This is a genomic window from Lysobacter gummosus (genome assembly GCF_001442805.1).
In the GTDB taxonomy this organism is placed as follows: Bacteria; Pseudomonadota; Gammaproteobacteria; order Xanthomonadales; family Xanthomonadaceae; genus Lysobacter; species Lysobacter gummosus.
Map to the genome: position 1 here is coordinate 2682303 of NZ_CP011131.1, position 23931 is coordinate 2706233.

At 67.9% G+C, this 23931-nt stretch carries 20 protein-coding genes; 14 read left to right on the forward strand and 6 right to left on the reverse strand.

Annotation, left to right across the window (positions count from 1 at the left end):
* Positions 1-24 precede the first annotated feature (24 nt).
* The 3 genes from LG3211_RS11060 to LG3211_RS11070 all read left to right on the forward strand — a co-directional run bounded on the left by LG3211_RS11060 (position 25) and on the right by LG3211_RS11070 (position 3554).
* Positions 25-777, forward strand: a complete 753-nt coding sequence (locus LG3211_RS11060) for a glycoside hydrolase family 16 protein (RefSeq protein ID WP_057942893.1) — start codon at positions 25-27, stop codon at positions 775-777.
* Between the two features lie 109 nt (positions 778-886).
* Positions 887-2317 carry a hypothetical protein gene (locus LG3211_RS11065; RefSeq protein ID WP_148648852.1) on the forward strand — a complete coding sequence of 477 codons (1431 nt, stop codon included), beginning with the start codon at positions 887-889 and terminating at the stop codon, positions 2315-2317.
* Positions 2318-2420: 103 nt separating this feature from the next.
* Complete coding sequence (locus tag LG3211_RS11070; RefSeq protein WP_057942895.1) at positions 2421-3554, forward strand: M23 family metallopeptidase; 1134 nt, start codon at positions 2421-2423, stop codon at positions 3552-3554.
* 10 nt (positions 3555-3564) lie between these two features.
* Here the strand turns inward: LG3211_RS11070 and LG3211_RS11075 are convergent, their stop codons facing one another.
* Entirely contained in the window at positions 3565-4581 is a 1017-nt protein-coding gene (locus LG3211_RS11075; RefSeq protein WP_057942896.1) for a transporter, read from the reverse strand.
* 169 nt (positions 4582-4750) lie between these two features.
* On the reverse strand, positions 4751-5080 hold the full coding sequence (locus LG3211_RS11080; RefSeq protein ID WP_057942897.1) for a hypothetical protein: 330 nt from the start codon (positions 5078-5080) through the stop codon (positions 4751-4753).
* Positions 5081-5250: 170 nt separating this feature from the next.
* Here LG3211_RS11080 and LG3211_RS11085 point away from each other — a divergent pair, with 170 nt between their 5' ends.
* Entirely contained in the window at positions 5251-6327 is a 1077-nt protein-coding gene (locus tag LG3211_RS11085; protein ID WP_083512883.1) for a sterol desaturase family protein, read from the forward strand.
* Here LG3211_RS11085 and LG3211_RS11090 read toward each other — a convergent pair.
* Positions 6284-7015 carry a helix-turn-helix domain-containing protein gene (locus LG3211_RS11090; protein ID WP_222837601.1) on the reverse strand — a complete coding sequence of 244 codons (732 nt, stop codon included), beginning with the start codon at positions 7013-7015 and terminating at the stop codon, positions 6284-6286. The two genes, LG3211_RS11085 and LG3211_RS11090, sit on opposite strands and share 44 nt — an antisense overlap.
* A 28-nt stretch (positions 7016-7043) precedes the next feature.
* Complete coding sequence (locus LG3211_RS11095) at positions 7044-8210, reverse strand: benzoate/H(+) symporter BenE family transporter (protein ID WP_057942899.1); 1167 nt, start codon at positions 8208-8210, stop codon at positions 7044-7046.
* 322 nt (positions 8211-8532) lie between these two features.
* Between LG3211_RS11095 and LG3211_RS11100 the strand changes: the two genes are divergently transcribed.
* The 8 genes from LG3211_RS11100 (at position 8533) to LG3211_RS11135 (ending at position 19104) form a co-directional block, all read left to right on the forward strand.
* The gene (locus LG3211_RS11100) at positions 8533-10041 is read left to right on the forward strand and encodes an XVIPCD domain-containing protein (protein WP_057942900.1); all 1509 of its coding nucleotides are present in this window, start codon (positions 8533-8535) and stop codon (positions 10039-10041) included.
* Between the two features lie 804 nt (positions 10042-10845).
* A complete protein-coding gene (locus LG3211_RS11105) occupies positions 10846-12465 on the forward strand; it encodes a methyl-accepting chemotaxis protein (protein WP_057942901.1) in 1620 nt (539 codons plus the stop codon).
* Positions 12466-12512: 47 nt separating this feature from the next.
* Entirely contained in the window at positions 12513-12977 is a 465-nt protein-coding gene (locus LG3211_RS11110; protein WP_222837602.1) for a chemotaxis protein CheW, read from the forward strand.
* A complete protein-coding gene (locus LG3211_RS11115; protein ID WP_057942903.1) occupies positions 12974-14245 on the forward strand; it encodes a CheR family methyltransferase in 1272 nt (423 codons plus the stop codon). The genes LG3211_RS11110 and LG3211_RS11115 overlap by 4 nt, the downstream gene beginning before the upstream one ends.
* The gene (locus tag LG3211_RS11120; protein WP_057942904.1) at positions 14242-14832 is read left to right on the forward strand and encodes a chemotaxis protein CheW; all 591 of its coding nucleotides are present in this window, start codon (positions 14242-14244) and stop codon (positions 14830-14832) included. Before LG3211_RS11115 ends, LG3211_RS11120 begins: the two co-directional genes overlap by 4 nt.
* Complete coding sequence (locus tag LG3211_RS11125; protein ID WP_057942905.1) at positions 14829-17078, forward strand: hybrid sensor histidine kinase/response regulator; 2250 nt, start codon at positions 14829-14831, stop codon at positions 17076-17078. Before LG3211_RS11120 ends, LG3211_RS11125 begins: the two co-directional genes overlap by 4 nt.
* On the forward strand, positions 17075-18094 hold the full coding sequence (gene cheB / locus LG3211_RS11130) for a chemotaxis response regulator protein-glutamate methylesterase (protein ID WP_057942906.1): 1020 nt from the start codon (positions 17075-17077) through the stop codon (positions 18092-18094). Before LG3211_RS11125 ends, cheB begins: the two co-directional genes overlap by 4 nt.
* Entirely contained in the window at positions 18091-19104 is a 1014-nt protein-coding gene (locus LG3211_RS11135; protein ID WP_057942907.1) for a diguanylate cyclase, read from the forward strand. Before cheB ends, LG3211_RS11135 begins: the two co-directional genes overlap by 4 nt.
* A 178-nt stretch (positions 19105-19282) precedes the next feature.
* On the opposite strand, the gene LG3211_RS11140 is transcribed toward LG3211_RS11135, so the two are convergent.
* Together LG3211_RS11140 and LG3211_RS11145 are read right to left on the reverse strand one after the other, a co-directional pair.
* Positions 19283-21511, reverse strand: a complete 2229-nt coding sequence (locus LG3211_RS11140) for a S8 family serine peptidase (RefSeq protein ID WP_057942908.1) — start codon at positions 21509-21511, stop codon at positions 19283-19285.
* Between the two features lie 367 nt (positions 21512-21878).
* The gene (locus LG3211_RS11145) at positions 21879-22343 is read right to left on the reverse strand and encodes an Lrp/AsnC family transcriptional regulator (protein WP_057942909.1); all 465 of its coding nucleotides are present in this window, start codon (positions 22341-22343) and stop codon (positions 21879-21881) included.
* Positions 22344-22447: 104 nt separating this feature from the next.
* Between LG3211_RS11145 and LG3211_RS11150 the strand changes: the two genes are divergently transcribed.
* The gene (locus LG3211_RS11150; protein WP_057942910.1) at positions 22448-23062 is read left to right on the forward strand and encodes a LysE family translocator; all 615 of its coding nucleotides are present in this window, start codon (positions 22448-22450) and stop codon (positions 23060-23062) included.
* Between the two features lie 198 nt (positions 23063-23260).
* Entirely contained in the window at positions 23261-23866 is a 606-nt protein-coding gene (locus LG3211_RS11155; protein ID WP_187313170.1) for a LysM peptidoglycan-binding domain-containing protein, read from the forward strand.
* The last annotated feature ends 65 nt before the right edge of the window (positions 23867-23931 follow it).

The following is a 23931-nucleotide window of genomic DNA, read 5'->3' on the forward strand; positions in this document are numbered from 1 at the left end:
CGGTCTCCCACTGGATGCGATTCCATGACCCGTTCGATCAAGCCCGCCGCCATCGCCGCGGCTGTGCTGGCGTTCGCGCTGCCAACCTGGCAGGCGCAAGCGCAGACCTATGTGTTCAACGACGAATTCAACGGCGCCGCCGGCAGCCAGCCCGATCCGGCCAAGTGGGAGCAGCAGACCGGTTGCGAGTGGGGCGGCGGCGCCGAAGACCAGTGCTACACCGACGGCGGACACAACGCCAAACTCAATGGCGCCGGTCAGCTGGTGATCACCGCCCGCCGCGAGGACTACAACGGCTACCGCTACACCTCCGCGCGCTTGATGAGCAAACAGTCCCACGCCAAGGGCCGCGTGCAGGTGCGCGCCAAGATGTCGGGTTGGCAGTCCGGCGCGTGGCCGGCGATCTGGACGCTGGGCCAGCCCGAAGCCTTGTGGCCCAGACACGGCGAGCTGGATCTGATGGAGAACGGGCTCAACGGTTCGCGTTGGCGCCCGGAATATCACGTGCATACCGAAACCTCGGGCGAAGGCGGCGAATACGCGATCGACCCGAGCCAATGGCATGTCTATGAAGTGCGCTGGAGCCCCGGCGCCTCGGCCAAGGCCTCGTTCTACGTCGACGGCCGGCTGGTGAAGACCTTGCCGTACGCGGTGCCGGCGAATTCGCCTTCGACGGTGTTGCTCAACATCGCGGTCGGTTCCTACGCCGGCACGCCCGATCCCGCGCTCAACAGCACGATGACGATCGACTACGTGCGCGTCTCCGCACTGCCCTGACGCCGTAGGCGATCGCGCCGCAGCCAAGAGCCAGAAGATTTCCACGAGCCTCGGCGGCGTCGCGCAAACCGCCGTCGGGGCGTTCTTTCCTCCAGCGCAAGGATTTCCCATGCATCGAGCTGTTCCCACGCCCCGCCGCCGTTTGTTGAGCGGTCTGTTGAGCGCCGCCTTGTTGGCGCTGTCGTCGTCGGCCGTCGCGTCTTCCGCGGCCGCGCCGGTTGCGAACGTATTCGTCGATTTCACCGCCCATGGCCAACCGACTTCGACGTATTCGCTGGGTTCGACCATCTCCACCTTCGCCGAAGGCGGCAGCAACCTGATCAAGGGGCCCGACAGCGGTCAATGGCGCCAGTACCTGGCCGACCTGGGGCCGCTGGTGTGGCGCATTCCCCTGTTTCATCACGACGGCCAGGTCGGATCGTCGGCCGGCGGTATCCACGGCGGCAACGAGGGCGAGGCCTATATCCGCGCGATCAAGGGCATCAACGGCATTCCGATGATCGCCGTCGGCGGCAGCAGCAACGACAACGACATCCGCGCCAGCGACGCGGCGGCGCTGGTGCGTTACTTCAACGACAACGGCGGCCAGCGCGGCGGGCCGGTGGTGGACTACATCATCGGCAACGAGCCCGACAACGGCTTCGGCATGGACCCGTACATCTTCGGCGGCAACGGTAGCGACGGCTTCCACGCCATCGCCACGGCGATGCGCCAGTCCAGCGCGCAGCCGCTGTCGCTGGCCGGGCCGTCGCTGGTGACCTGGGCCGACTACAAGTACGGCGACTTCCGCAAGTTCTTCGCCGCCAGCCACGCCGACACCGACGTGGTGGATTTCCACAAATACGGCAGCGGCAGCGCCCTGGGCAACCTGGGCACCACCGCCGACTACGGCGCGGCGATCGCCTGGCTGCGCCAGGAGATCACGCAGTATTTCGGCGATCGCGCCAACGGCGTGGCGATCCAGTTGGGCGAGTTCAACTACAACGCGTGGTACGACCCGGGCTGGCGCGGCTCGTTCTACACCTCGCGCAATACCGTGCACACCGCTTCGTTGATCGGCCACGTGCTGCGCGCCGGCGGCAGCGCGTACCAGTATTCGGACAACAACGGGCCGCTGGGCCTGATCAGCGACGGCACCGATCGCAACGACCAGCCCGCCGGCCAGCGGTTGCGGTTGCCGGCGTATTGGGGCCTGTCGGCCTGGAGCGGCGGCGCGTGGTCGCGGCGCTACGGCGAGTTCATGGTCGGCGCCAGTACCCAGCTCGCCGATCTGGAAGTGTTCGCCACCGACAACGCGAAGAAGATCGTGCTGGTCAACAAGTCGGAGAATACCGACCGGCAGGCGGTGATCGCGCTGACCGGCAGCACCAGCGGCCGTTACAGCGCCTGGCGCTATACCCGCGGCATGGACCCGGCGAACTTCGCCACCGGCGCGCAGTACCAGCCGCCGGCGCGGATCGCCAACGCCGCCGCGTTCTCGCAAGGGCGCATCACCGTCGCGGTGCCGTGGATGAGCGTGGTGGTGATCGATGTGAACTGAAGCGCGGCGTCGGCGGCGCCGGTGACAAATGGCATGGGACGGCGCGGCGGCGCTCGCGGAAGCTGCCGTCCTCGCCGTTCCATTGCCAGCCCAGGATCGCCGCATGCCGCGCCCGCTCGCTTCAGCCTTGCATCTGCTCGTATTGCTGAGCGCCGCGGCGAGTGCGCGCGCGGCCGCGCCGTTCGACAGTTTCGAACTGAGCGTGCCGCAACCGCCCGCGCCGGTGCGGGTGGAAGGGCGGTCGCGCCTGATCTACGAATTGCACCTGAGCCATTTCGGCGACCGCGAGCTGACGCCCTCGACGCTGCGCGTGGTCGATGCCGACGGCGGCGCCACCCTCGTCAGTTTCAGCGGCGAGGACTTGGCCGCGCGCAGCCGGATAATCGGGCGCAAGAGCGGCGATGCCGGCGCGATCCGGCCCGGCGAGCGCGAAGTGATCTATCTGGAATTCGAGCCGCGGCGTACGCCCACACGCTTGCGCCATGTCCTGGAATTCAAGGCCGCCGGCAGCGATGCGCCGGTCGCCGTCGAAGGCGCGGCGATCGCGTTGGCCGCCGCGCCCAAGCTGCAACTGGGGCCGCCGTTGCGCGGCGGGCCGTGGATCGCGATCTACGCGCCGCAGTGGCCGCGCGGCCATCGCCGGGTGTTCTATGCCCTGGACGGACGCGCGCGCCTGCCGGGGCGTTACGCCATCGACTGGGTCAAGCTCGACGACCAGGGTCGCACCAGCCGCGGCGATAAGGATCTCATCGCCGACTCGCTGGGCTACGGCGAACCGGTGCTGGCGGTGGCCGATGCCACCGTCGCCGCCGCGCGCGACGGCGTGGCCGAGACCGCGCGCGTATCGCTCAATCCCAAGCACGATTTCGACGAAGCCGCCGGCAACTACGTGGTGCTGGCGCTGGCCGACGGCCGCTACGCGACCTACGAGCATCTGCGCCCGGGCAGCGTGAAGCTGCGCGAAGGCGACAAGGTGCGCATCGGCCAGACCATCGGCGAGTTGGGCTTCACCGGCGATTCCACCGGCCCGCACCTGCATTTCCATCTCGCCGACGGGCGCAAGCCGCTGGCCTCGGAAGGCGTGGGCTACGGCTTCGCCGGCTTCCGCCTGCTGGGCCATTACCCGCAGCTCGATCGCCTGGGCAAGCAGCCCTGGCAGGCGCTGGAGGCGGGCATCGCGGGTGAGCGCCGCGACGAATTGCCCGCGTCCAATGCGGTGGTGGAATTTCCGCGCTGAGCGCAGCGGCTCAGTCGCGGCGGCGGCCGAACGCGGCGTAGGCCAGGATCGCGGTCAGCACGAACAAGGCCACCACCACGGTCCAGAAGCCATGCCGGCTCTCGGCCAGCGGCATGCCGCCGACGTTCATGCCGAACAGGCCGGCGATCAGATTGATCGGCAGCGCCAGCACGGTGACCACGGTCAGCACGAACAAGGTGCGGCCGGTCTGTTCGTTGACCAGCGCGGCCAGTTCTTCCTGGATCAGCTTGACCCGTTCCACCAGCGCCGCCGAATCGCCGATGGCGGTGGAGAATTCCTCCGCCGCCTGCTGCAGGTCCTGGATGTCGTCGTGGCTGATCCAGTCCGGCGGGCGGTTGAGCAGGCGGAACAGCGCAGTCGGTTCCGGCGCCAGCAGGCGCTGCAGGCGCACCAGACTGCGCCGCAGCGCGCCCAACTGGGTGCGGTCGGTGGAGATGCGGTTGGCCAGCAAGCGGTCTTCGATGCGATCGACCTGCTGGGTGGATTTGCGCAGGATGTCGCCGAGCACGCTGGCCTGATCGCGCAGCAGATGCGCGAGCAGTTCCACCGGCGAGCGGAAGCTCTGGCCCGAGCGCACCGCCGCGCGCAGTTGATCGACCGAACGCAGCGGCCGCAGGCGCGCGCTCACCAGCAGGCGAGGGCCGATGCACAGGCTGGTGGTGCCGACCTCGGAGGCGTCGAAGCTGGAATCGAACAGGACATCGTGGATGACCGCGATCAGCGCGCCGTCGTCCAGTTCCAGCCGGGTCGAGCCGACTTCGCTGCGCAGGCTGTCGTAGAACGCGTCCGGCAGTTCCAGGGCGCGGCGCAGGTAGCGCTCGCTGCCGGTGTTGGACAGCGAGAAGTGCAGCCACAGGAAACCGCCGCCACCTTCCTCGGCCGGCGCGGCGAGGAACTGCGCGACCGCGTTGGTGTCGATGGACTGCGCCGGCTGCTCCGGTTCGAAGCGGTAGCCCCAAATCAGGCCGTCTTCGTTGGAACCGTAGCTGGCGTCGGTGATTCGCATTGCTGAAACCGCGCGGGCGGGAGGTTGCCGCATACGCTAGCGGAAAGGGGCGACTGCGTCATTGCGGGGAAACGACTTGGACGGCGAGTGGCCTGCTACAACTGTCGGAGAAGGAGCCCGAAGAGCCTGCCCCCGCGAAGGCGGGGGGCGGATGAGGGCCGGGGCCCCGTCAGCACCGCCCAGCCGACGAATAACTGCTGCCTTGCTTGCGCACCCGCATCCCCTGCACGCAGCGGAATTCCACCGCTTCCTCGAGCACTTCCTGGCCGGTCGCCGGATCGACGCGAATGTGAGCGGGGACAGGCTGCGTTTGCGCCCGCGCCGCATCCGCGGCCGGCAGCGCCGACACCGTGGTGCGCGGGGCCGGGTCGCGCTGCAGCAGATAGACCGAGGCCAGCAGCGCCGCCAGCAGCGCCAGCGACAGGCTCACGATCAGGCTCGGACTGAGCCAGTTGACCGGCGTGGCGAGCACGACAGGCCGATGTTCGCTCGCTTCCATGCCCCGTTCTCCCGGATCGATTCGCCGGAGCATAGCCGGCGTCCGCCTGCGACAACGCGAGGCATTGCTCAGTTTGGACGAAGCCGCCGCCCGCGCGGATGCGCCGTTCGTTCAAGCCTCGCGCCCATGCGGGCCCGGACACTGCGGCACCCCAGTCGCCGGAGCCCTTCATGCCCAGTCCCGCACCAGTCGGATACACATCCACGCAAACCGCCGCGCCCGCATCCGTCGTTCCCGAAACCGTCCCTCCCGCGCCGAGCGAGCGCGACCCCGTTCGGCGCGAACCTGCGCCAGCCGCGCGCCGCCTGCCGCGGATATTCGCCTGCCTGTACGCACCGCTGTACTGGGCCGGCTTCATCGGCGTCGCCGCGTGGTGGGTGGGCGAACGCGGCGGCTCGCCGTGGTGGCTGCCGCCGTTGCTGTTGCTTGCCATCGCCGTGTCAACGCTGGCCGAGCGCTATCGCCCCTACCGTGCGCACTGGAACCGCGACGGCGGCGACGGCCGCCGCGACATCGCTCATGCCCTGGTCAACGAGTCGTTGAACATCATCGGGCTGGCGGCGATCCCGCTGCTGGCCGCGGCGCTGCCCTGGGCCGGCGTGTGGCCGACCCAGGCGCCGTTCGCGCTGCAACTGCTCGGCGCCATCCTTATCGCCGATCTGGGCTTGACCGCTATGCATATGGCCAGCCATCGCTACCGCCCGCTGTGGCGGCTGCACGCGGTGCATCACAGCGTCACGCGCATGTACGGATTCAACGGGCTGATGAAGCATCCGCTGCACCAGATGATCGAAGCCGCGGCCGGCGTGGTGCCGCTGCTGTTGCTGGGCATGCCGGCGACCGTGGCCGCGGTGCTGGCCTTCGCCATCGCGATCCAGCTGCAGTTGCAGCACTCCAACGTCGATATGCGCCTGGGCCCGCTGCGCCGCGTGTTCGCCTGGGCGCCGCTGCATCGATTTCATCACATCAAGTACGGCACTTCCGGCGACGTCAACTTCGGCCTGTTCTTCAATCTGTGGGATCGCCTGTCCGGCACGGCCTTCGATCATCCGCAGTACCCGCTCGACAGCGCCGACCTGGGCATCGGCAGCCAACCCGATTACCCGGGCGGCTACCGTGCGCAGTTGTTCGAACCGTTCCGCGACCGGCCCTCGCAGCCGGTGCCGCCCACGCCGCCGGGCCTGCCGCGCCAGCGCGAAACGGCTACGGCGGCGGGCGCAGCGAGCGCACGATCCGCGAAGGACTGACGCCGAACAGGCTGCGCATGCTGCGGCTCAGATGCGCCGAATCGGCGAAACCGGCCGCATGCGCGGCGCGGGTCAGCGAGTCGCCGCTCCAGGCCAGATGCAAGGCCAGACGCAGGCGCCGCCACAGGATCAGCCGCCGCACCGGCAGTTCGACCTGAGCGCTGAACAAGCGTTCGAGCTGGCTCAGCGACAGCGCCGCCTCGCGCGCCAGCGCGGCGGCGTGGACGCGCTCGCCCGGCAGGGCGTCGATCCGCGCCAGGGTCGCGGCGACGCGCGGATCGAGCGGGCGCGGCCGACGAACGTCCAGCACCGCCTGCGCGATCGCCGGCAATGAAGCCGGCGCCCGCGCGACGGCCCGGTGCAGCGTATCGGCCGCGAACGCCAGCGGTTCGGCGAACACCAGCCAGCACGGCGCGGCGCTGACCCGCAGGCGATGGCGGGTCTGCGACGGAATCAGCACGCACGGGCCGCTGACCTCGCCGTGCTCGGTCCAGGCCTGGATCGCTTCGCCGCGCGCGACCTGGTGGCAATAGTGGCGATGCGCGACCGCGTCGCCGATGCCGCCGTACAGCACGGCGAAATCGCCGGCCAGATGCAGGCAGCCGTACCAGTCGCCGGCCTCCGGCGCGTCGCCGCCGATCGTCATCGGCGCGGCTTCGCGCTGCGGTTGCGGCGATGTTCGTTGCAAGCGTGGCGAGTGGGTACAGGCATCGCCTTTATTTCTTGTAACGCGCGATACCCAGAGCCAACAACCCGGCAAGCATCCCCCAGAACACCGAGCCGATCTGGAACGCGCTGACGCCCGAGGCGGTGACCAGGAAGGTGATCATCGCCGGCTCGCGTTCCTGCGGATCGTGCACCGCCGCGGCCAGGCCGTTGCCGATGGTGGTGAACAAGGCGATGCCGGCTATCGCCAGCACCAGCGGCTGCGGGAAGGCGGCGAACAGCGCCGCCACGGTGGCGCCGAAGATGCCGGTCAGCAGATAGAAGAACCCCGCGGCCACCGCCGCCATGTAGCGTTTGCGCGAGTCTTCGTGGGCGTCGTGGCCCATGCAGATCGCGGCGGTGATCGCGGCCAGGTTCAGCGCGAACGCGCCGAACGGCGCCAGCAACAGCGTGGTCAGCCCGGTCCAGCCGATCAGCGGCGACACCGGCGTGTCCTGGTAGCCGTGCGCGCGCAGGATCGCGATGCCGGGAATGTTCTGCGAGGCCATGGTCACCACGAACAACGGAATCGCCACGCCGACGATCGCCGCCAGCGAGAACCGTGGCGTCACCCACACCGGCGTGGCGATGGCGAACTTCAGCCGCTCAAGGTGCAGCTCGCCCTGCGCGGCGGCGATGACGATGCCGACCGCGAGGGTGATCATCACCGCGTAGCGCGGGCTCCAGCGCCTTGCCAGCAGCCAGCTCAGGAACATCGCCGCCACCAGCCAGAAGCGCTGCTCCATCGAGGTGAACACGTTCAAGCCGAAGCGCAGCAAGACTCCGGCGAGCATGCCCGAGGCCAGGCTCACCGGCAGCCGGCTGAGCGCGCGTTCCAGCCAGCCGCTGAAGCCGAGCAGGGTAGTCAGCAAGGCGCTGACCAGGAATGCGCCGACCACTTCCGCCAGCGGCAGCCCGGCCACCGCGGTGATCAACATCGCCGCCCCCGGCGTGGACCAGGCGGTGACCACCGGAACCTTGTAGCGCAGCGACAGGCCGATGCAGGTCAGGCCCATGCCCAGGCCCAGCGCCCACATCCACGAGGCGATCTGCGCCTCGTCGGCGCCGGAGGCCTGGGCCGCGCTGAACACGATGGCGGCCGAACTGGTGAAACCGACCAGGACGGCGACGAAACCCGCGACGACCGCGGACACAGACAAATCGCGCAACGCACGCATGCAGGGAACGGCCGGCGGGGGAAGGCCGCCATGATGCGGCAATCGCGGCGGCCGTGCGTAGCCGCGGGAGATTTTCGCAAGCCGCGCGCATCGCCCGCCGGTTATCGGCGCCGCTGCACGACCGCTGTCACAGTGACGGGCCCGCGACGCGGTGCGCGGTGGTTGCCGTTGCGAACTTTGGCATCGCGCACGAACCGTGACCGCGGCAGGCAAACGTTTTTATCGCCGCCACGATCATCAGCGCCGCTCGCGGCCGGCGCATGGCCGCCCGCATCCGCATCCTGCGTTCGTGCTGACATTAAAACCGAAGGGAAATCGCGCAATGGGAACGTACCAGCAATCGCTCAGCGGCGGCCGTCAGGTGGAATTGGCGCGGTGGGACGATCTGAGCCCGCCGGCCCACGGCGAGGACCTGCGGCAACGCCCCTGGAATCCCAACGACAGCCGCACCGCGCTGGCCTTCTACGATTCCACCGTGCACTACATGCGCAACGACTGGGCGCGCGAAAACATGGACGTGCTGCCGGTGAGCGCGGGCCAGCACAATCTGATGCTGTACCGCAATCGCGAAACCGACACCTGGCATACCGCCGAAGCGCTGGACATCGACCACGTGCAGCCGTGGAAGCAGCACCTGCGCGACGTCGGCACCCGCAGCATGGCAGACGCGCATCAGGCCTATAACGACGTGAGCAATCTGCGCGCGCTGCCGGCGGTGATCAACCGCGCCCGCACCAGCGCCGAACGCGCGCTGGAGCAGGGCGTGGATTCGCCGGCCTGGCAGGACTGGTCGCGCGAGCATTTCCACTACGATCCGGCCGCGCCGCATCCGCCGTTCGATCCGGCCCGCGACGGCGCGCGCCGCACCACCACGCGCGATCAGACCTGGACCCTGGACGACGGCCGCGCCGGCCTGAGTTTCGACACGCGCGTGTCAGGCAAGTGGTTCGAGCATCAGCTCTCCGAACGCTACGCCGGCAGCGTCCCGATCGACGGCGAGGACGGCTATTCGCGGCAGGTGCCGCTGTTCCATTGCCCCGCAACCGGGCAACTGGTGACCCGCGACGCCTTCGATATCGACCATGTGCGGCCGTTCGAGGACGTCGCCCGCGAGCGCCTGGAGCGCGCCGGCGGCAGCATCAGCAAGGCCGATGCGCTGGATCTGTACAACGACACCAGCAACCTGCGCCTGGTGAGCCGCAGCGCCAACTGCTCGCACGAATGGGAACTCGACGCGCGCGGCGAATTCCGCGACCGCGAAGCGCCGGAAACCGAGCACGACCGCGCCTTCGTCGAGCACGGGCCGGCGACGCGCGAGGATCAGCGGGCGCTGGACATGCTGCCGGGCCTGCTCGATCGCCAGCCGCGGCCGCTGCACGCCTTCGATCCCGACGCGCCGGTGCATCAGCTGCAACCGCGCTACGTGCTAAGCGACCCGCGCAATCCCGATAACGGTTTGTTCGAGCAGGCCAAGGGCCACGTCGGCGCCTTGAACCGCGATCACGGCCTGGGCATGAACGCGGCCCAGCTCGACAACGCCTCGGCCGCGCTGGCGGTGGCGGCCAAACAGAACCGGTTGCCGTCCATCGACGCGGTGACCGATCAGCAGCCGGGCAAGCTGTTCGCGATCCACGGCCACGGCGAGTCGATGCAATGGGCCGGCGTGACCACCGCCGAGGCGATGGCCAAGCCGATCCAGCAAAGTTCGCGCGAGGCCAGTCAGCTTGCGGCGAACGCGCCGACGCCGTCGAACACGCAAGCGCAGACCCAAGTGGCGGCGATGCAGACCGATTCGCAACACGCGCACCCGGGACGCCATCCGGGCCAGTGAGCCCGGCCGCTTGCGATTGACAGAGCTATCCAGCGTGGGGACTGTCATAGAGCCCCTCTCCCGCAAGCGGGAGAGGGAGAGAAGGAGAGGAGTCTGACAAGAGCGCCGTGGAGCCCCTCTCCCGCTGGCGGGAGAGGGGTTGGGGTGAGGGTGCCCGGCCGGTAGTGAGGCTCGATGCGAGAGCATTCGCGCCTGCGGCGCTCAACCCTCACCCCAGCCCTCTCCCGCAAGCGGGAGAGGGAGAGAAGGAGATGGAGACTTTGTACCGCTCTCAATTTACGCAAGTCCCAATCAAGGCATTCACCACGCGTGACTGTGCTGTCACATTCCACCGCGGCTGCCCGCAGTTTCCAAGTCCGCCCGCAAGTTCGAATCCGGGCCATATCCACGTGGCGGCTCGATAAAACCACCTTGCCGATCTTGGCCGCGGCCTCACCCGGGCGCCCGGCACCAACGGTTATTCAGTTATCACGACAGCCTGCCGGGCATATTGCCGACCCTCGCATTCGCCTGCCCACGTCAATTTCACGTGATGATCCGTGAACTGAAAAGCGCCGGGATATGTCTGTAAATACGCCTCTATCGTGTTAAGACGTGTAAATTAAGTCGCCGGTGCGTTCATAACCGACCGACCGTGAGGCAGATGGCGCCGATCAAAGGGGGCAGCGATTTCATCCGCGGCAAGAGCCGGTTACCGCGGCGGGCCGGTCGAGGATGCGTCCTCGCGCCGCCGCCGGTGAAAGCACGGATGCGGCGAGCAATCACGGTAGGCCATTCGTTTCATGCGTCTCACGAGAACCAGCCATGAGTAATCTCACGATTCGCCAGCGAATCATGTTGAGTTTCGCGGTGATCATCGCGGTCATGCTGCTGATGGGCGGACTCGCCCTGCAGCGGTTGAATCGTATCCAGGCCGAAGAAAGCCTGCTGCGCAGCGACTCCATTCCCGGGCTGTATACGTCGGGGCAGATAGAAACCCAGTGGCATTCCTATAACACGGCCGTGAACGGGCTGGCCTCGCCCAGCGCCAAGGACCGCGCCGAGGCCGCCGAGCGCATGCGCGCGCGCCGCGAAGCGTTCGACGAGGCGATGAGCCGCTATCGCGCCACCATCCACGACCCCAGCGACCGCCGCAATTTCGATTCGCTCACCCGCATGAGCGCGCAAGTGTTCGCGCTGCAGCCCGAGCTGATCAAGCTGGGCGAATCCGACACGGCCGCGCTGCAGCGGATACTCAACGCCCAGGTCACGCCGACTTTCAACAAGTCGGTGGAGCTGATCGAAACCATCATCAAGTTCAACTACACCCAGGCGGCCGCCTCGGGCAAGCGCATCGACGATGCGGTGGTCTCGGCGCAGATCGGGATCACCGTCACCTTCGCCGGCGCGCTGCTGCTGGCGGTCCTGGCCGGGTTCTACCTGTGGCGCGCGATCACATTGCCGCTGGACCGGCTGACGCGCGCCTCCGGGATCATGGCCAAGGGCGATTTCAGCCAGCGCCTGGGCTTCACCCGCGCCGACGAGTTCGGCGCGGTCGCGCAGGGCTACGACCGCATGAGCACGGATCTGTCCGAACTGGTCGGGCAGATCCAGACCTCCGGCATCCAGGTCAATTCCTCGATCAACGAGATCACCGCTACGCTGCGCGAACAGCAGGCCACCGCCGCGCAGATCGCCGCGACCACCACCGAGATCGGCGCGACCTCGCGCGAGATCGCCGCCACCTCCAAGGAACTGGCGCGGACCATGGGCGCGGTCGCGACCAGCGCCGAACAGACCGCGATGCTGGCCGGCAACGGCCAGGACGGCGTGGCGCAGATGGAAGAGACGATGGGCCGCATGATCGACGCCACCGCGGCGATCAGCGGCAAGCTCGCGGTGCTGGCGGAGAAGGCCAGCAACATCAGCCAGGTCGTCACCACCATCACCAAGGTCGCCGACCAGACCAACCTGCTGTCGCTCAACGCCGCCATCGAGGCGGAAAAGGCCGGCGAATACGGCCGCGGCTTCTCGGTGGTGGCGGTGGAAATCCGCCGTCTGGCCGATCAGACCGCGGTGGCGACATTGGACATCGAGCAGATGGTGCGCGAGATCCAGTCGGCGGTATCGGCCGGCGTGATGGGCATGGACAAGTTCTCCGAGGAAGTTCGCCGCGGAACCGGCGATGTGCAGCAGGTCGGCGGCCAGTTGTCGAAGGTGATCGAACACGTGCAGGCGATGGTGCCGCGTTTCGATACCGCCAACGAAGGCGTGCAGGCGCAGGCCGCCGGCGCCGAGCAGATCAATCTGGCGCTGGTGCAGCTCAGCGAAGCCGCGCAGCAGACGGTGGATGCGCTCAAGCAGTCCAATCAGGCGATCGACGAACTGCATCAAGTCAGCGCCGGACTGCGCGACGGAGTCTCGAAGTTCAAGTTGCAGGCCTGATCCGCGAACGCATGGCCGGGCAAGCCCATTCTCTGGAGAACGATGCCGTGTTGCTGCTCGTCTTCCATCTGGACCGCGACCGTTACGCCATCGAAGCGTCGCAGGTGGTGTCGGTGTTGCCGCTGATGCAGGCCAAGGCGATCCCGCGGGCGCCGGCGGCGGTGGCCGGCGTGTTCGACTACCGCGGCGAGCTGGTGCCGCTGATCGATCTTTGCCGGCTGGCGCTGGGCCGCGACGCGCGCGCCCTGCGCAGCACCCGGGTGATCGTGGTGCATTACCCGATGGATGACGGCGCCACGCGCAAACTGGGCCTGATCGCCGAGCAGGTGCTGGAAACGGTGCGGATGGACCCGGCCGCGTTCGAAGCGGCCGGCGTCGACCATCCGCAGGCGCCGTATCTGGGCGAGGTCGCCAGCGATGCGCGCGGCCTGATCCAGCGCGTGCGAGTGCGCAGCCTGCTGCCCGATTCGGTGCAGGAGATTCTGTTCCAGCCGACGGTGGCCGACGCATGACGCCGGAAGGTTTCCAGCAATGGCTCAAGCATACGATGGGGCTGGACGCGGCCAGCATCGGCCCGGGCGTGGTCGAACGCGCGGTGCAGCGGCGCATGAGCGCCAGCGAGCGCGCCGACCTCACCGCGTACTGGCATCTGCTGCGCACCTCGCAGTTGGAGCAGCAGGAACTGATCGAAGCGGTGGTGGTGCCGGAAACCTGGTTCTTCCGCGACAGCCAGGCCTTCGCCGCGCTGAGCCATCACTACGATCCGTTATGGGCGGCCGGCCATCCGGGCGAACGCCTGCGCGCGCTGAGCCTGCCGTGCTCCAGCGGCGAAGAACCGTACACGGTGGTCATGGCCTTGCTCGATGCGGGATTCCCGATCGACCGCCTGGACGTGGATGCGGTCGACATCAGCGAACGCGCGTTGAGCAAGGCCCGTCACGGCGCCTACGGCAACAACTCGTTCCGCGGCCGCGAGCTGGGTTTTCGCGATCGCCACTTCCGTCTCGAAGACGGCGCCTGGCGCTTGCCGGCGTCGATTCGCTCGCGGGTGCGCTTCATCCAGGGCAATGTGCTCGATATCGCCTTCCTGCCCGGGGAGGCGCTGTACGACGCGATCTTCTGCCGCAATCTGCTGATCTATTTCGATGCCCAGACCCAGGTGCGCACGGTCGAGATCCTGCGCCGCCTGTTGCGGCCGCAGGGGCTGTTGTTCGTCGGTCCTTCCGAAGCGAGCCTGATGCTGGCGGAGGGCTTCGTCTCCGCGCAGTTCCCGATGGCGTTCGCCTTTCGCAAGGCGCCGCCCAAGCCCGCGGCGGACATTGCGGCGCCGGCGCCGCGCAAGACCGTCGCCGCGATCGCATCGGCCCGGCCCGCGCCGCCGCCGCGCGCGCTGTCGGCGGTGCCGCGGCCGACCGCGCCGGCGCGGCCGGCGCCGCAGCCCGCGCCCGCCGTGGACGAATCCTTGCTGGACCGCGCCCAGGCCCTGGCCGACAACGGCCGCTTCGCCGAGGCGGCGACGGCGTGTGAAGCCTATTTGCAAACCCATTCCGCCTCGGCGCGCGCGCTGTATCTGAGCGGCCTGATCCACGGCGCGCTCGGCCGCGACAACGCCGCCGAAGACCATTTCCGCAAGGTCCTGTATCTGGAGCCTTGCCATGAAGAGGCGTTGATGCATCTGGCCTTGCTGCTCGACACCCGCGGCGACGCGGCCGGCGGACGCGTGCTGCGGCTGCGCGCGCAACGCTGCCGCAGCGCCGCCACCAGGCAGGAGTCGCAATGAACGACAAGCCCGCGAGCGAAGCCGCGCAAAGCGCCGTCGCCCGGTTGCTCGGGCGCGCTTCGGAAGACGAGGAACTGCAGCAGGCCGCGCGCCACATCGCCACCCGCGCCGACGATCTGCGCGCCCTGACCGGTTCGGTGTTCGTGTTCCGCCTGGGCGGCGAATGGCTTGGATTGCCGGCGTGGATGGTCGATGAAGTCATCGAACCGCGGCCGATCCACAGCCTGCCGCACCGGCGCGAAGGACTGGTGCGCGGTCTGGTCAACGTGCGTGGCCAGCTCACCGTGTGCGTCGCCCTGGAATCGCTGCTGCAGCTCGACCTGAGCCGGCCAGCGCCGGAGCGGGGGCGCAATCTGCTGAGCAAACGGCTGGTGGTGTTGTCGGCGCGCGAGCAGCGGCTGGCGTTCGAATCCGACGAAGTGCACGGCTCGCATCGCTACGATCCGACCGGCGTCGGCAACGTGCCGGGCACGGTGGCGTTGTCGGATTCTCCCTTCAGCACCGGCGTGGTGGCCGTGGGCGAACGCAATGCCGGCCTGCTCGACGGCGATCTGGTGTTGAGCGCGATCAACCGGCGGCTGGGATGAGCACAGGCAATCTCCAGGATTATTCGCTGCACGACCTGTTCCGGATGGAAGTGGAAGGGCAGGCGCAGGTATTGACCGAAGGCCTGCTGGTGCTGGAAACCCGGCCCGGTTCGGCCGCGGAGCTGGAGTCGTGCATGCGCGCGGCCCATTCGATCAAGGGCGCCGCGCGCATCCTGGGCTTGTCGGCGGCGGTGGCGGTCGCGCACGTCATGGAGGATTGCCTGGTCGCCGCGCAGGAGCGGCGGATCGTGCTGGGCCATCAGGCCATCGACGCGCTGTTGAGCGGCGTGGACCTGCTCAGCCGCATCGCCATCACCCCGGCGGAGGAATCCGAACCGTGGATGCGCGACGATTCGCCGCAAGCGCAAAGCTACTGCGCGAGCTTGGCCGCGGCGCTGACGCCCGAGGCCGACTCCGCGCCGCAATCGGCGCCCGCGAGCGCAGCCGCGACCGATCCGGCGCCCGCCGTCGAAGCGCCCGGCGGCGATCAGCCCGGGGACGAGCGCGTCCTGCGCATCACCGCGCGCAGCCTCAATCGCCTGCTCGGACTGGCCGGCGAATCGCTGGTGGTGTCGCGCTGGCTCGATCCGTACATCCGCTCGCTGAGCCGGCTCAAGCGCCTGCAGCGCGACAACGCGCTGGCGCTGGACAAGCTGGCCGATACGCCCGGCCTGTCGCGCGATCAGCGCGCCACCGCCTTGTTGATGGAAGCGCGCTCGCTGGCGGCCGAATCGCAGCGGTTGCTGGCCGATCGCATCGCCCAGCTGGACCTGTTCGAACGCCGCACCGCCAGCGTCGCCCATCGTTTGTACGACGAAGCCCTGTCCAGCCACATGCGCCCGTTCGCCGACGGCACCCACGGCTTCAAGCGCATGGTGCGCGATCTGGCGCGCGAGTTGGGCAAGCAGGCGCAACTGGAAATCGTCGGCGCCAAGACCCAGGTCGATCGCGACGTGCTGGCCAGACTGGAAGCGCCGCTGGGCCATCTGCTGCGCAACGCGGTCGATCACGGCATCGAATCGGCCGAGCAGCGCAGCGCCGCCGGCAAGCCGGCCGTCGGCGCCATCCGCCTGGAAGCGCACCACGTCTCCGGGTTGCTGGAAATCACCGTCGAAGACGACGGCCGCGGCATCGATCTGGAACGCATTCGCCAGATCGTCCTCGCCCGCCGCCTGGCCGACGAAGCCACCGCCGCGCAGCTCAGCGAAGCGGAGTTGATGGAATTCCTGTTCCTGCCCGGCTTCACCCTGCGCGAGGTGGTCACGGAAATCTCCGGACGCGGGGTCGGCCTGGATGCGGTTCAGAACATGGTCAAGCAACTGCGCGGCAGCGTGCGCCTGTCCTCGCCGCCCGGCGGCGGTTCGCGTTTCCAGTTGCAGTTGCCGCTGACCACCTCGGTGCTGCGCGCGCTGGTGGTGGAAATCGGCGGCGAGCCGTATGCGTTTCCGCTGACCCAGATCACCTGCACGGCGATGGTGCCGCGCGATGAGGTGCGCATGCTCGAAGGCCGCCAGCACTTCCAGTTGAACGGCCGCAGCATCGGCCTGGTGTCGGCCTCGCAGGTGCTCGGCGGCGCCGATGCGCAGACTTCGCCGGAACAACTGCAGGTGATCGTGGTGGGCACCGCCGGCAGCGTGCACGAATACGGGCTGGCCGTGGACCGCTATCGCGGCGTCAGCGAACTGGTGGTGCAGCCGCTGCCCGGCCAACTGGGCAAGATCAAGGACATCAGCGCCGGCGCCTTGCTCGACGACGGCACGCCGGTGCTGATCGTCGATGTCGACGATCTGGTGCGCTCGGTCGAGCGTCTGGTCTCCACCGGCCGTCTGGCCCAGCTGCGCTATCAGGATCACGCGCAGATGGCGCAACGCAAGCGCGTGCTGGTGGTGGACGATTCGCTGACCGTGCGCGAACTGGAACGCAAACTGATCGAGAACGGCGGCTACGCCGTCGAGGTGGCGGTGGACGGAATGGACGGTTGGAACGCGGTGCGCACCGGGCATTTCGATCTGGTGGTCACCGATATCGACATGCCGCGCATGGACGGCATCGAACTGGTGAGCCTGATCAAGAAAGACCCGCGCCTGCGTGCGGTGCCGGTGATGATCGTCTCGTACAAGGACCGCGAGGAAGACCGCCGCCGCGGCCTGGAAGCCGGCGCGGATTTCTATCTGACCAAGGGCGGCTTCCATGAAGAAGCGTTGCTGCAGGCGGTGGTGGATCTGATCGGCGAGGCCGCGCCATGAGAATCGGCATCGTCAACGATCTGGCGCTCGCGGTGGAGGCCTTGCGCCGCGCCATCGCCCAGCGCCGCGAACACAGCGTGGCCTGGACCGCGTCCAACGGCGAAGAGGCGGTCAAGCGCTGCGCCGAGGATCCGCCGGATCTGGTGCTGATGGATCTGCTGATGCCCGGCATCGGCGGCGTCGAGGCGACCCGGCAGATCATGGCCGACAGCCCGTGCGCGATCTTGATCGTGACCGCGAGCGTCGGCGGCAACGCGCCGCTGGTGTTCGAAGCGATGGGCTACGGCGCTATGGACGCCACCGACGTTCCCAGTCTGGCCAACGGCGATCAGGCCGGGGCGATGGAACTGCTGGCCAAGATCGACCTGATCGGCCGGCTGGTCGGCGATGCGCCGGTGCGTCGCCCGCAACGCGCGCCCGCGCGCGCCAACGGCACCAAGCGGCTGATCGCCATCGGCGCGTCCGCGGGCGGCCCGGCCGCGCTGGTGGAATTGCTCGGCGGATTGCCGGCGAATTTTCCCGCGGCGATCGTCATCGTCCAGCACATCGACGAAAAATTCGCCTTGAGCATGGCCGACTGGCTGAACCGTTTTTCGAGCAATCCGGTGCGTCTGGCGATTCCGGGCGAGCGTCCGGTCGCCGGCACGGTGCTGTTGGCCGGAACCAACGAGCATCTGGTGATGGAAGCCGGCGGCACCCTGGAGTACACCCGCGAACCGGTCGATCAACCGTACCGGCCCTCGGTCGATGTGTTCTTCGACAGCATCAACCGGCAGTGGTCCGGCGAAATCGTCGGCGTGCTGCTGACCGGCATGGGCCGCGACGGCGCCCGCGGCCTGGAATCGCTGCGCCTGCGCGGCCATCACACCATCGCTCAGGATCGCGCCAGCAGCGCCGTGTACGGCATGCCCAAGGCCGCCGCCGACCGCGGCGCCGCGGTCGATATCCTCGCGTTGAATCAAATCGCCTCAAAGCTGCGGGTGCTCTGCGCAGATACCAGGAACGTATCCAAATGACCGTGCCTCCCCTGAACCGTCCGTCCGGATTGCCGCACGAACGCCGCTGCCGCGTGCTGCTGGTCGATGACCAGCCGTTCATCGGCGAAGCGGTGCGCCGCGCCATCGCGAAGGAACTGGACATCGAATTCCACTACTGCAGCTCGGCGGCCGAAGCCATCGCCATGGCCGAAGCGCTGCAGCCCACGGTGATCATGCAGGACCTGGTGATGCCCGACGTGGACGGCATGACCCTGGTGCACCTGTACCGGGTCCACGCCACCTTGCGCAACGTGCCGATCGTGGTGCTGTCGAGCAAGGAAGACGCCGCGGTCAAGAGCCAGGCCTTCGCCACCGGCGCGGCCGACTATCTGGTCAAGCTGCCCGATCCGATCGAACTGATCGCGCGCATCCGCCATCACTCGCAGGCTTATCTCAACCAGGTCGAGCGCGACATCGCCTACCAGGCCCTGCGCGAGAGCCAGCAGATGCTGCTGGAATTGAACGAGACCCTGCGCCGGCTCAGCGACGTGGACGGACTCACCGGGCTCAACAACCGGCGTTATCTCGACAGTTACCTCGACCAGGAATGGCGCCGTGCCGCCAGCGAGCGCCGCGATTTTTCCATCCTCATGATCGATGTGGACAACTTCAAGGTCTACAACGACATCTACGGCCATCTGGCCGGCGACGAAGCGCTCAAGGCGGTCGCGCTGGCGATCCAGCGCTGCGCGCAGCGTCCGGCCGACGTGGCCGCGCGTTACGGCGGCGAAGAGTTCTCGCTGATCCTGCCGTCGACTTCCTTCGAAGGCGCCAGCCGCGTGGCCGAGCAGATCTGCACCAGCGTCTACGAGCTGGGCATTCCGAACAAGGGCGCGACGACCGAGCGCATCACCGTCAGCGTCGGCGGCGCGTCCTGCGCGCTCAGCCGCATCGATTCCTACGGCCCGTTGCTGGAGGGCGCGGATCTGGCGCTGTACGAGGCCAAGCGCCTGGGCAAGAATCAGGCGGTCCTGCGCGAGTTGGGCTGAGCCGGCGCGAGGCGAGGGCAGGGCGATAAGCGGCGCTACGGCAGCGCCGGCGCGTCGGTCGCCACGGACTCGGCTTCGAGCAACCGCGCGCGGCGCTCACGGTGCTGTTTATCGTCGGCCATGAAAAGGGGCGATCGCCGCAGCGACCGCCCCCGTCATGGACCGCTGTGCGGATCGGTCAGCGCTGGCCGATCAGGAACAGCCACGAACCATCGCTGCCCGTGCGCTGCAGCGCCGTGGCGATGTGGGCGCTGAAGTTCTGGAAGCTGCCGGCGCCGTCGAGCACGTGCGCTTCGGTTCGGCCCGAGCCGCCCTGGCGGGCGATGGCGTACAAGTCCAGCGTGCCGTCGCCGTTGTAGTCGCCCAGGTCGAAGGTCCAGCTCAGATCGCTGCCGGTCTGGTGCAAGCCCGTCGCCAGGTGGGTGAGGAAACTCTGGTAACCGTCGGCGCCGTTGAGCACATGCACTTCGGTCTTGCCCGATGCGCCCTGTTTCGAGAACGCGTACAGGTCGAGCACGCCGTCGCGGTTGTAGTCGGCGACATCGAAGGCCCAGTCGTTGCCCGCGCCGGTCTGCGACAGCGCGGTCGCGGTGTGGGTCAGGAAGGTCTGGAAGCCGTCCGCGCCGTTGAGCACGTGGACTTCGGTCTTGCCCGAAGCGCCCTGGCGAGCGATGGCGTACAGGTCCAGCTTGCCGTCGCGGTTGTAGTCGCCGACGTTGAACAACCAGCCGGCATTGTTGCCGGTCTGGCTCAGTCCGGTGGCGATGTGGCCGAGGAAGCTCTGGTAACCGTCGGCGCCGTTGAGCACGTGCACTTCGGTCCTGCCGGAAGCGCCCTGCTTGGCGATCGAGTAGAGATCCTTGACGCCGTCGCCGTTGTAATCGCCCAGGTCGAACAACCAGGACTGATCCGCGCCGGTCTGGCTCAAGGCGGTGGCGGTGTGGGCGAGGAAGGATTGATACCCGTCGGCGCCGTTGAGCGCATGCACCTCGGTCTTGGCCGACGCGCCCTGCTTGTAGATCGCGTACAGCGCAGGCGCCTGCGGCGACACCGCATTGACCGCCGCGGCGGCGTTGACGATGCCCGCGCCGCAACCGCCCGCGCACGCGCCCGGCAAGGCGCGCGCGGTCGATTTCAGGATCGATTCGACTTCCGCCGGCGTCTTGTTGACGCGGCCGAGGATCAGCGCGGCCACGCCGGCGACGTGCGGCGCCGCCATCGAGGTGCCCTGGTACCAGCCGTAGCTGCCGCCGCCGACGGTGGACAGCACGCCTTCGCCGGTTACCGCGGTTTCGCCGCCGGGCGCGGTCACGTCGATGCCGGCGCCGTAGTTGGAGTAGTACGCGCGATTGCCGCCGATGTCGTTGGCCGCGATCGCGATCACGTTGGCGCAATTGGCTGGGCGGAAACCGGACACGTCCGAGTTGCTGTTGCCGGCGGCGATCGCCAGCACCGTGCCGCGCGAAACCGCGGTGTTGATGGCGTTCTGATACACCGCGTCGCAAGCGCCGCCGCCGCCGAGGCTGAGGTTGATGACCTTGGCCGGATTGGCGTTGGCCGGCACGCCGGGCACCGCCGCGCCCGAAGCCCAGACGATCGCGTCGGCGATATCCGACAGGCTGCCGTAGCCGCCGTTGCCGAGCACGCGCAGCGGCGACACCTTGGCGCCGAAGGCGACGCCGGCCACGCCGACGCCGTTGTTGGTCGTCGCCGCGATGGTGCCGGCGACATGGGTGCCGTGCTGGACGTTGGACGAATCGGTCGGGTCCGCGTCGCGGCCGTTGCCGTCGCCCGAGCCGCCGTTGCCGGCGCTGGTGGAGCTGACGAAATCGTAGCCGGCGACGAGGTTGGCGTTGAGATCGGCGTGGCCGAGGATGCCGCTGTCGATCACCGCGACCGTCACGCCGCTGCCGTTGGCGATGTCCCACGCCGGCGGCAGGTTGAGGCCGCCGGTGGCCTGGTAGTAATGCCATTGCTGCGGATACAGAGGATCGTTGGGCGTGAACAGCGCATGCATCTGCGCGTCGGCCTGCACCGACTCGATATTGGGATCGGCGGCGAGGCGGCGGATCAGCGCTTCGGCGGCGCCGCTGTCGAGTTCGCGATCGCTGCGGATCACGTCGTAGCCGATCGCCATGCGCCGCTTGTGGCTCAAATTCAGCGCGCGGCCCTGGAGCTTGCCGAACGCGCTGGCGATGCCGTCGAGCCCGCGCTTGCGCGCGAGCGCGTCGCTGCGTTCGGCCGCGCCGTCCTTGTATTTGACGATGAACTGATTGAAGTTCGCACCCGGCGTAACGCCGGTCAGATTGGCCTGGCCGGCGGCGGCCGGCAGACACACGATCAACGACAAGGCCGCGCCGGTAGCGAGCGCAAGCGCGTTCAGGCGTACGGAACGATGGTCGGACATGGGTGATCCCTCGTGCATGGACTGAGAATTCCCGCGGGGCGCGGGCAGCCATTCGAAGGCGGCAGGCGAGTGTGGCAATCCCTTGCGCGTCTCGAATCCTGGAGGCGACGTGATCCGTGTCGCCTTGATGGTTGAAGTCTAGATTCGCCCGGTCTCAACGGCAGTGACGCAGGTGGCGAATCGGCGTCGGCGAGGCGTCGCGCGGTTCATCGATGTGAATTCGACGCGCGTCGTGTTGTTTTCTGATTCGCAAAAGCGCGAGCCCGTAGAACCGTCGCGACCGGATCATCCGGCGATGGCGACCGAGCGCCCGCTGGATGTGTGAGCGCGGTTGACGACAGGCTGTGCGCGCAAGCACCGAGCAGCTTCATAGGGGCAGCGCGTAACTCTGCTTGACGATCTGGCTGGGCAGATCGGTCTTCACGTTCTGGATGCCGTTGGCGCGGGTCAGATGGCGGGTCTGGAACTGCCGGTAGCCGTCCAGGTCTTCGACCACCACGCGCAGCAGCGCGTCGCTTTCGCCGAGCATGATGTAGCACTCCATCACCTGCGGCAGCCGCTTCATCGCCTCGATGAAGTGCTCGATGGTGTCGGCGTCCTGCGCGGTCAGCCAGACGCGGGTGAACAAGGTCATGCCGATGCCGACCTTGGCCGCGTTGAGCACGGCGACATAGCGCTCGATCACGCCGGCTTCTTCCAGCAGCCGCACCCGCCGCAGGCAGGGCGAGGGCGACAATCCGACCTCCTGCGCCAGCTCGGTGTTCTGCTGGCGGCCGTCGCGCTGCAGGGCGCGCAGGATGCGCCGGTCGATCTCATCCAACTGGGTTGGCATCGAATCATCTCCTTCGATAGCTTATTGGCATTGGGTGCCAATTTATCAATATATTAAGCAATATTCGCAACCCAATTGCGGGTCTTGCCGCGTACGCTATCGGCATGGAACCGACCCCGTTGCTGCTGTTCGCCGTCACCGTGCTCCCGCTGATCTGCACGCCGGGGCCGGACATGCTGTTCATCGCCTCGCAGGCCATCAACGGCGGCGCGGCCGCGGGCCTGCGCGCCACCGCCGGAGTCTGCACCGGTTATGCAGTGCATTCGTTGTTGGTGGCGCTGGGACTGGCGGCGATCATCGCCGCCTCGCCATGGTTGTTCGAAGCGCTGCGCTGGATCGGCGTGGCGTATCTGGCCTACCTGGCCGTGCGCCTGATCCGTTCGGCGATGAGGGCAGGTTCACTCGGCCTGCAAGCGGCCGTACGTGGCGGCCAGTTCCGCCGCGGCTTGCTGACCGCGGTGCTCAATCCCAAGGGCATGATGATCTACTTCGCGATCCTGCCGCAGTTCATGCGCGCCGACGAACCCGCCGCGGCGCAGGCGATGGCGCTGTCGGCGATCTTCATCGCTCTGTGCGCGCTGGTCTACGCCGGTTTGAGTGTGTTGCTGGGATTGCGCCGCGGCCGTAGCGGCGGTTTCAGCGATCGACGCCGCCGTTGGGTCGAAGGCGTATCCGGCGGCATGGTGGCGATCGCCGCGCTCGTATTGGCCCGCGATTGATCCGACGCAATCGCGATGAACACGGCGGTTTCGCCGCTGCGAGCCATTGGATGTGCACAGACATTCAACAACGCGTCCCGATGCGCGCATTCATTGAAAACTAGGGTTGTCCCCAGCTGTGTGCTGCGACATCCATCGGCTGAAATGTCGCCAGCCGGACCTCCCCAGCTCATCTCTCGCAACTATTCGAGGCAACGCATGACGACTTTGAATGGCCCGTCTTACTCGGGCCCGCAATTGGGTGCGCTGGTCAACACCAAGTCCGAGATCGAGACCGGGCAGGTCGCAACGCCGGCGGGCATGAAACCCATCGTGGTCCAGCCGGGCGACAACCTCACCCAGATCGCCGCCGCCAACGGCGTGTCGCTGGAGCAGTTGCTCGCGGCCAATCCCCAATTCAGTCAGGACCCGGCGTCGAACCCGGGCACGCGCAATCCCGATCTGGTGTATCCGGGCGAAGTGGTGTTCGCGCCGGGCCCGGAATCCAAGGCCACTGCCACCGCGGCGGCGAACTACGAAGCCGCGCTGGCCGACGACAAGACGCCCAACACCAGTCGTCAGGACGCGCAGGACAAGGCCGAGGCCACCTCATCGACGCGCCACGAGTTCAGCGAAGCGGTGCAGGCCGAGATCGAGAGCAGCGTGACCTTCAGCGGCAACAGTCGCGAAGCCTACGGCAAGGCAGCGGTCGCCCTCGGCGAGCAGATCGCCCAGCGCTACGAGGCTCAAGGCAAACCGGAACTGGCGAAGGTCGCGCGCGAAGCGGCGCAGCAGCGCTCCAACGAGATCAATAACGAAGTCTGATCGCACCGCGTGAGGCAAACGGCAAACGGCAAACGGCGCGCTCATGGCGCGCCGTTTGTTTTCGG

Excerpts from the sequence above, each read along its gene's own strand:
- LG3211_RS11070 (WP_057942895.1), top strand. The coding sequence starts at position 2,421 with ATGCCGCGCCCGCTCGCTTCAGCCTTGCATCTGCTCGTATTGCTGAGC.
- LG3211_RS11150 (WP_057942910.1), top strand. The coding sequence starts at position 22,448 with ATGGAACCGACCCCGTTGCTGCTGTTCGCCGTCACCGTGCTCCCGCTG.
- LG3211_RS11120 (WP_057942904.1), top strand. The coding sequence starts at position 14,242 with ATGAACGACAAGCCCGCGAGCGAAGCCGCGCAAAGCGCCGTCGCCCGG.
- LG3211_RS11155 (WP_187313170.1), top strand. The coding sequence starts at position 23,261 with ATGACGACTTTGAATGGCCCGTCTTACTCGGGCCCGCAATTGGGTGCG.
- LG3211_RS11080 (WP_057942897.1), bottom strand. The coding sequence starts at position 5,080 with ATGGAAGCGAGCGAACATCGGCCTGTCGTGCTCGCCACGCCGGTCAAC.
- LG3211_RS11105 (WP_057942901.1), top strand. The coding sequence starts at position 10,846 with ATGAGTAATCTCACGATTCGCCAGCGAATCATGTTGAGTTTCGCGGTG.
- LG3211_RS11125 (WP_057942905.1), top strand. The coding sequence starts at position 14,829 with ATGAGCACAGGCAATCTCCAGGATTATTCGCTGCACGACCTGTTCCGG.
- LG3211_RS11140 (WP_057942908.1), bottom strand. The coding sequence starts at position 21,511 with ATGTCCGACCATCGTTCCGTACGCCTGAACGCGCTTGCGCTCGCTACC.
- LG3211_RS11095 (WP_057942899.1), bottom strand. The coding sequence starts at position 8,210 with ATGCGTGCGTTGCGCGATTTGTCTGTGTCCGCGGTCGTCGCGGGTTTC.
- cheB (WP_057942906.1), top strand. The coding sequence starts at position 17,075 with ATGAGAATCGGCATCGTCAACGATCTGGCGCTCGCGGTGGAGGCCTTG.
- LG3211_RS11145 (WP_057942909.1), bottom strand. The coding sequence starts at position 22,343 with ATGCCAACCCAGTTGGATGAGATCGACCGGCGCATCCTGCGCGCCCTG.
- LG3211_RS11085 (WP_083512883.1), top strand. The coding sequence starts at position 5,251 with ATGCCCAGTCCCGCACCAGTCGGATACACATCCACGCAAACCGCCGCG.
- LG3211_RS11065 (WP_148648852.1), top strand. The coding sequence starts at position 887 with ATGCATCGAGCTGTTCCCACGCCCCGCCGCCGTTTGTTGAGCGGTCTG.
- LG3211_RS11100 (WP_057942900.1), top strand. The coding sequence starts at position 8,533 with ATGGGAACGTACCAGCAATCGCTCAGCGGCGGCCGTCAGGTGGAATTG.
- LG3211_RS11075 (WP_057942896.1), bottom strand. The coding sequence starts at position 4,581 with ATGCGAATCACCGACGCCAGCTACGGTTCCAACGAAGACGGCCTGATT.
- LG3211_RS11135 (WP_057942907.1), top strand. The coding sequence starts at position 18,091 with ATGACCGTGCCTCCCCTGAACCGTCCGTCCGGATTGCCGCACGAACGC.
- LG3211_RS11060 (WP_057942893.1), top strand. The coding sequence starts at position 25 with ATGACCCGTTCGATCAAGCCCGCCGCCATCGCCGCGGCTGTGCTGGCG.
- LG3211_RS11115 (WP_057942903.1), top strand. The coding sequence starts at position 12,974 with ATGACGCCGGAAGGTTTCCAGCAATGGCTCAAGCATACGATGGGGCTG.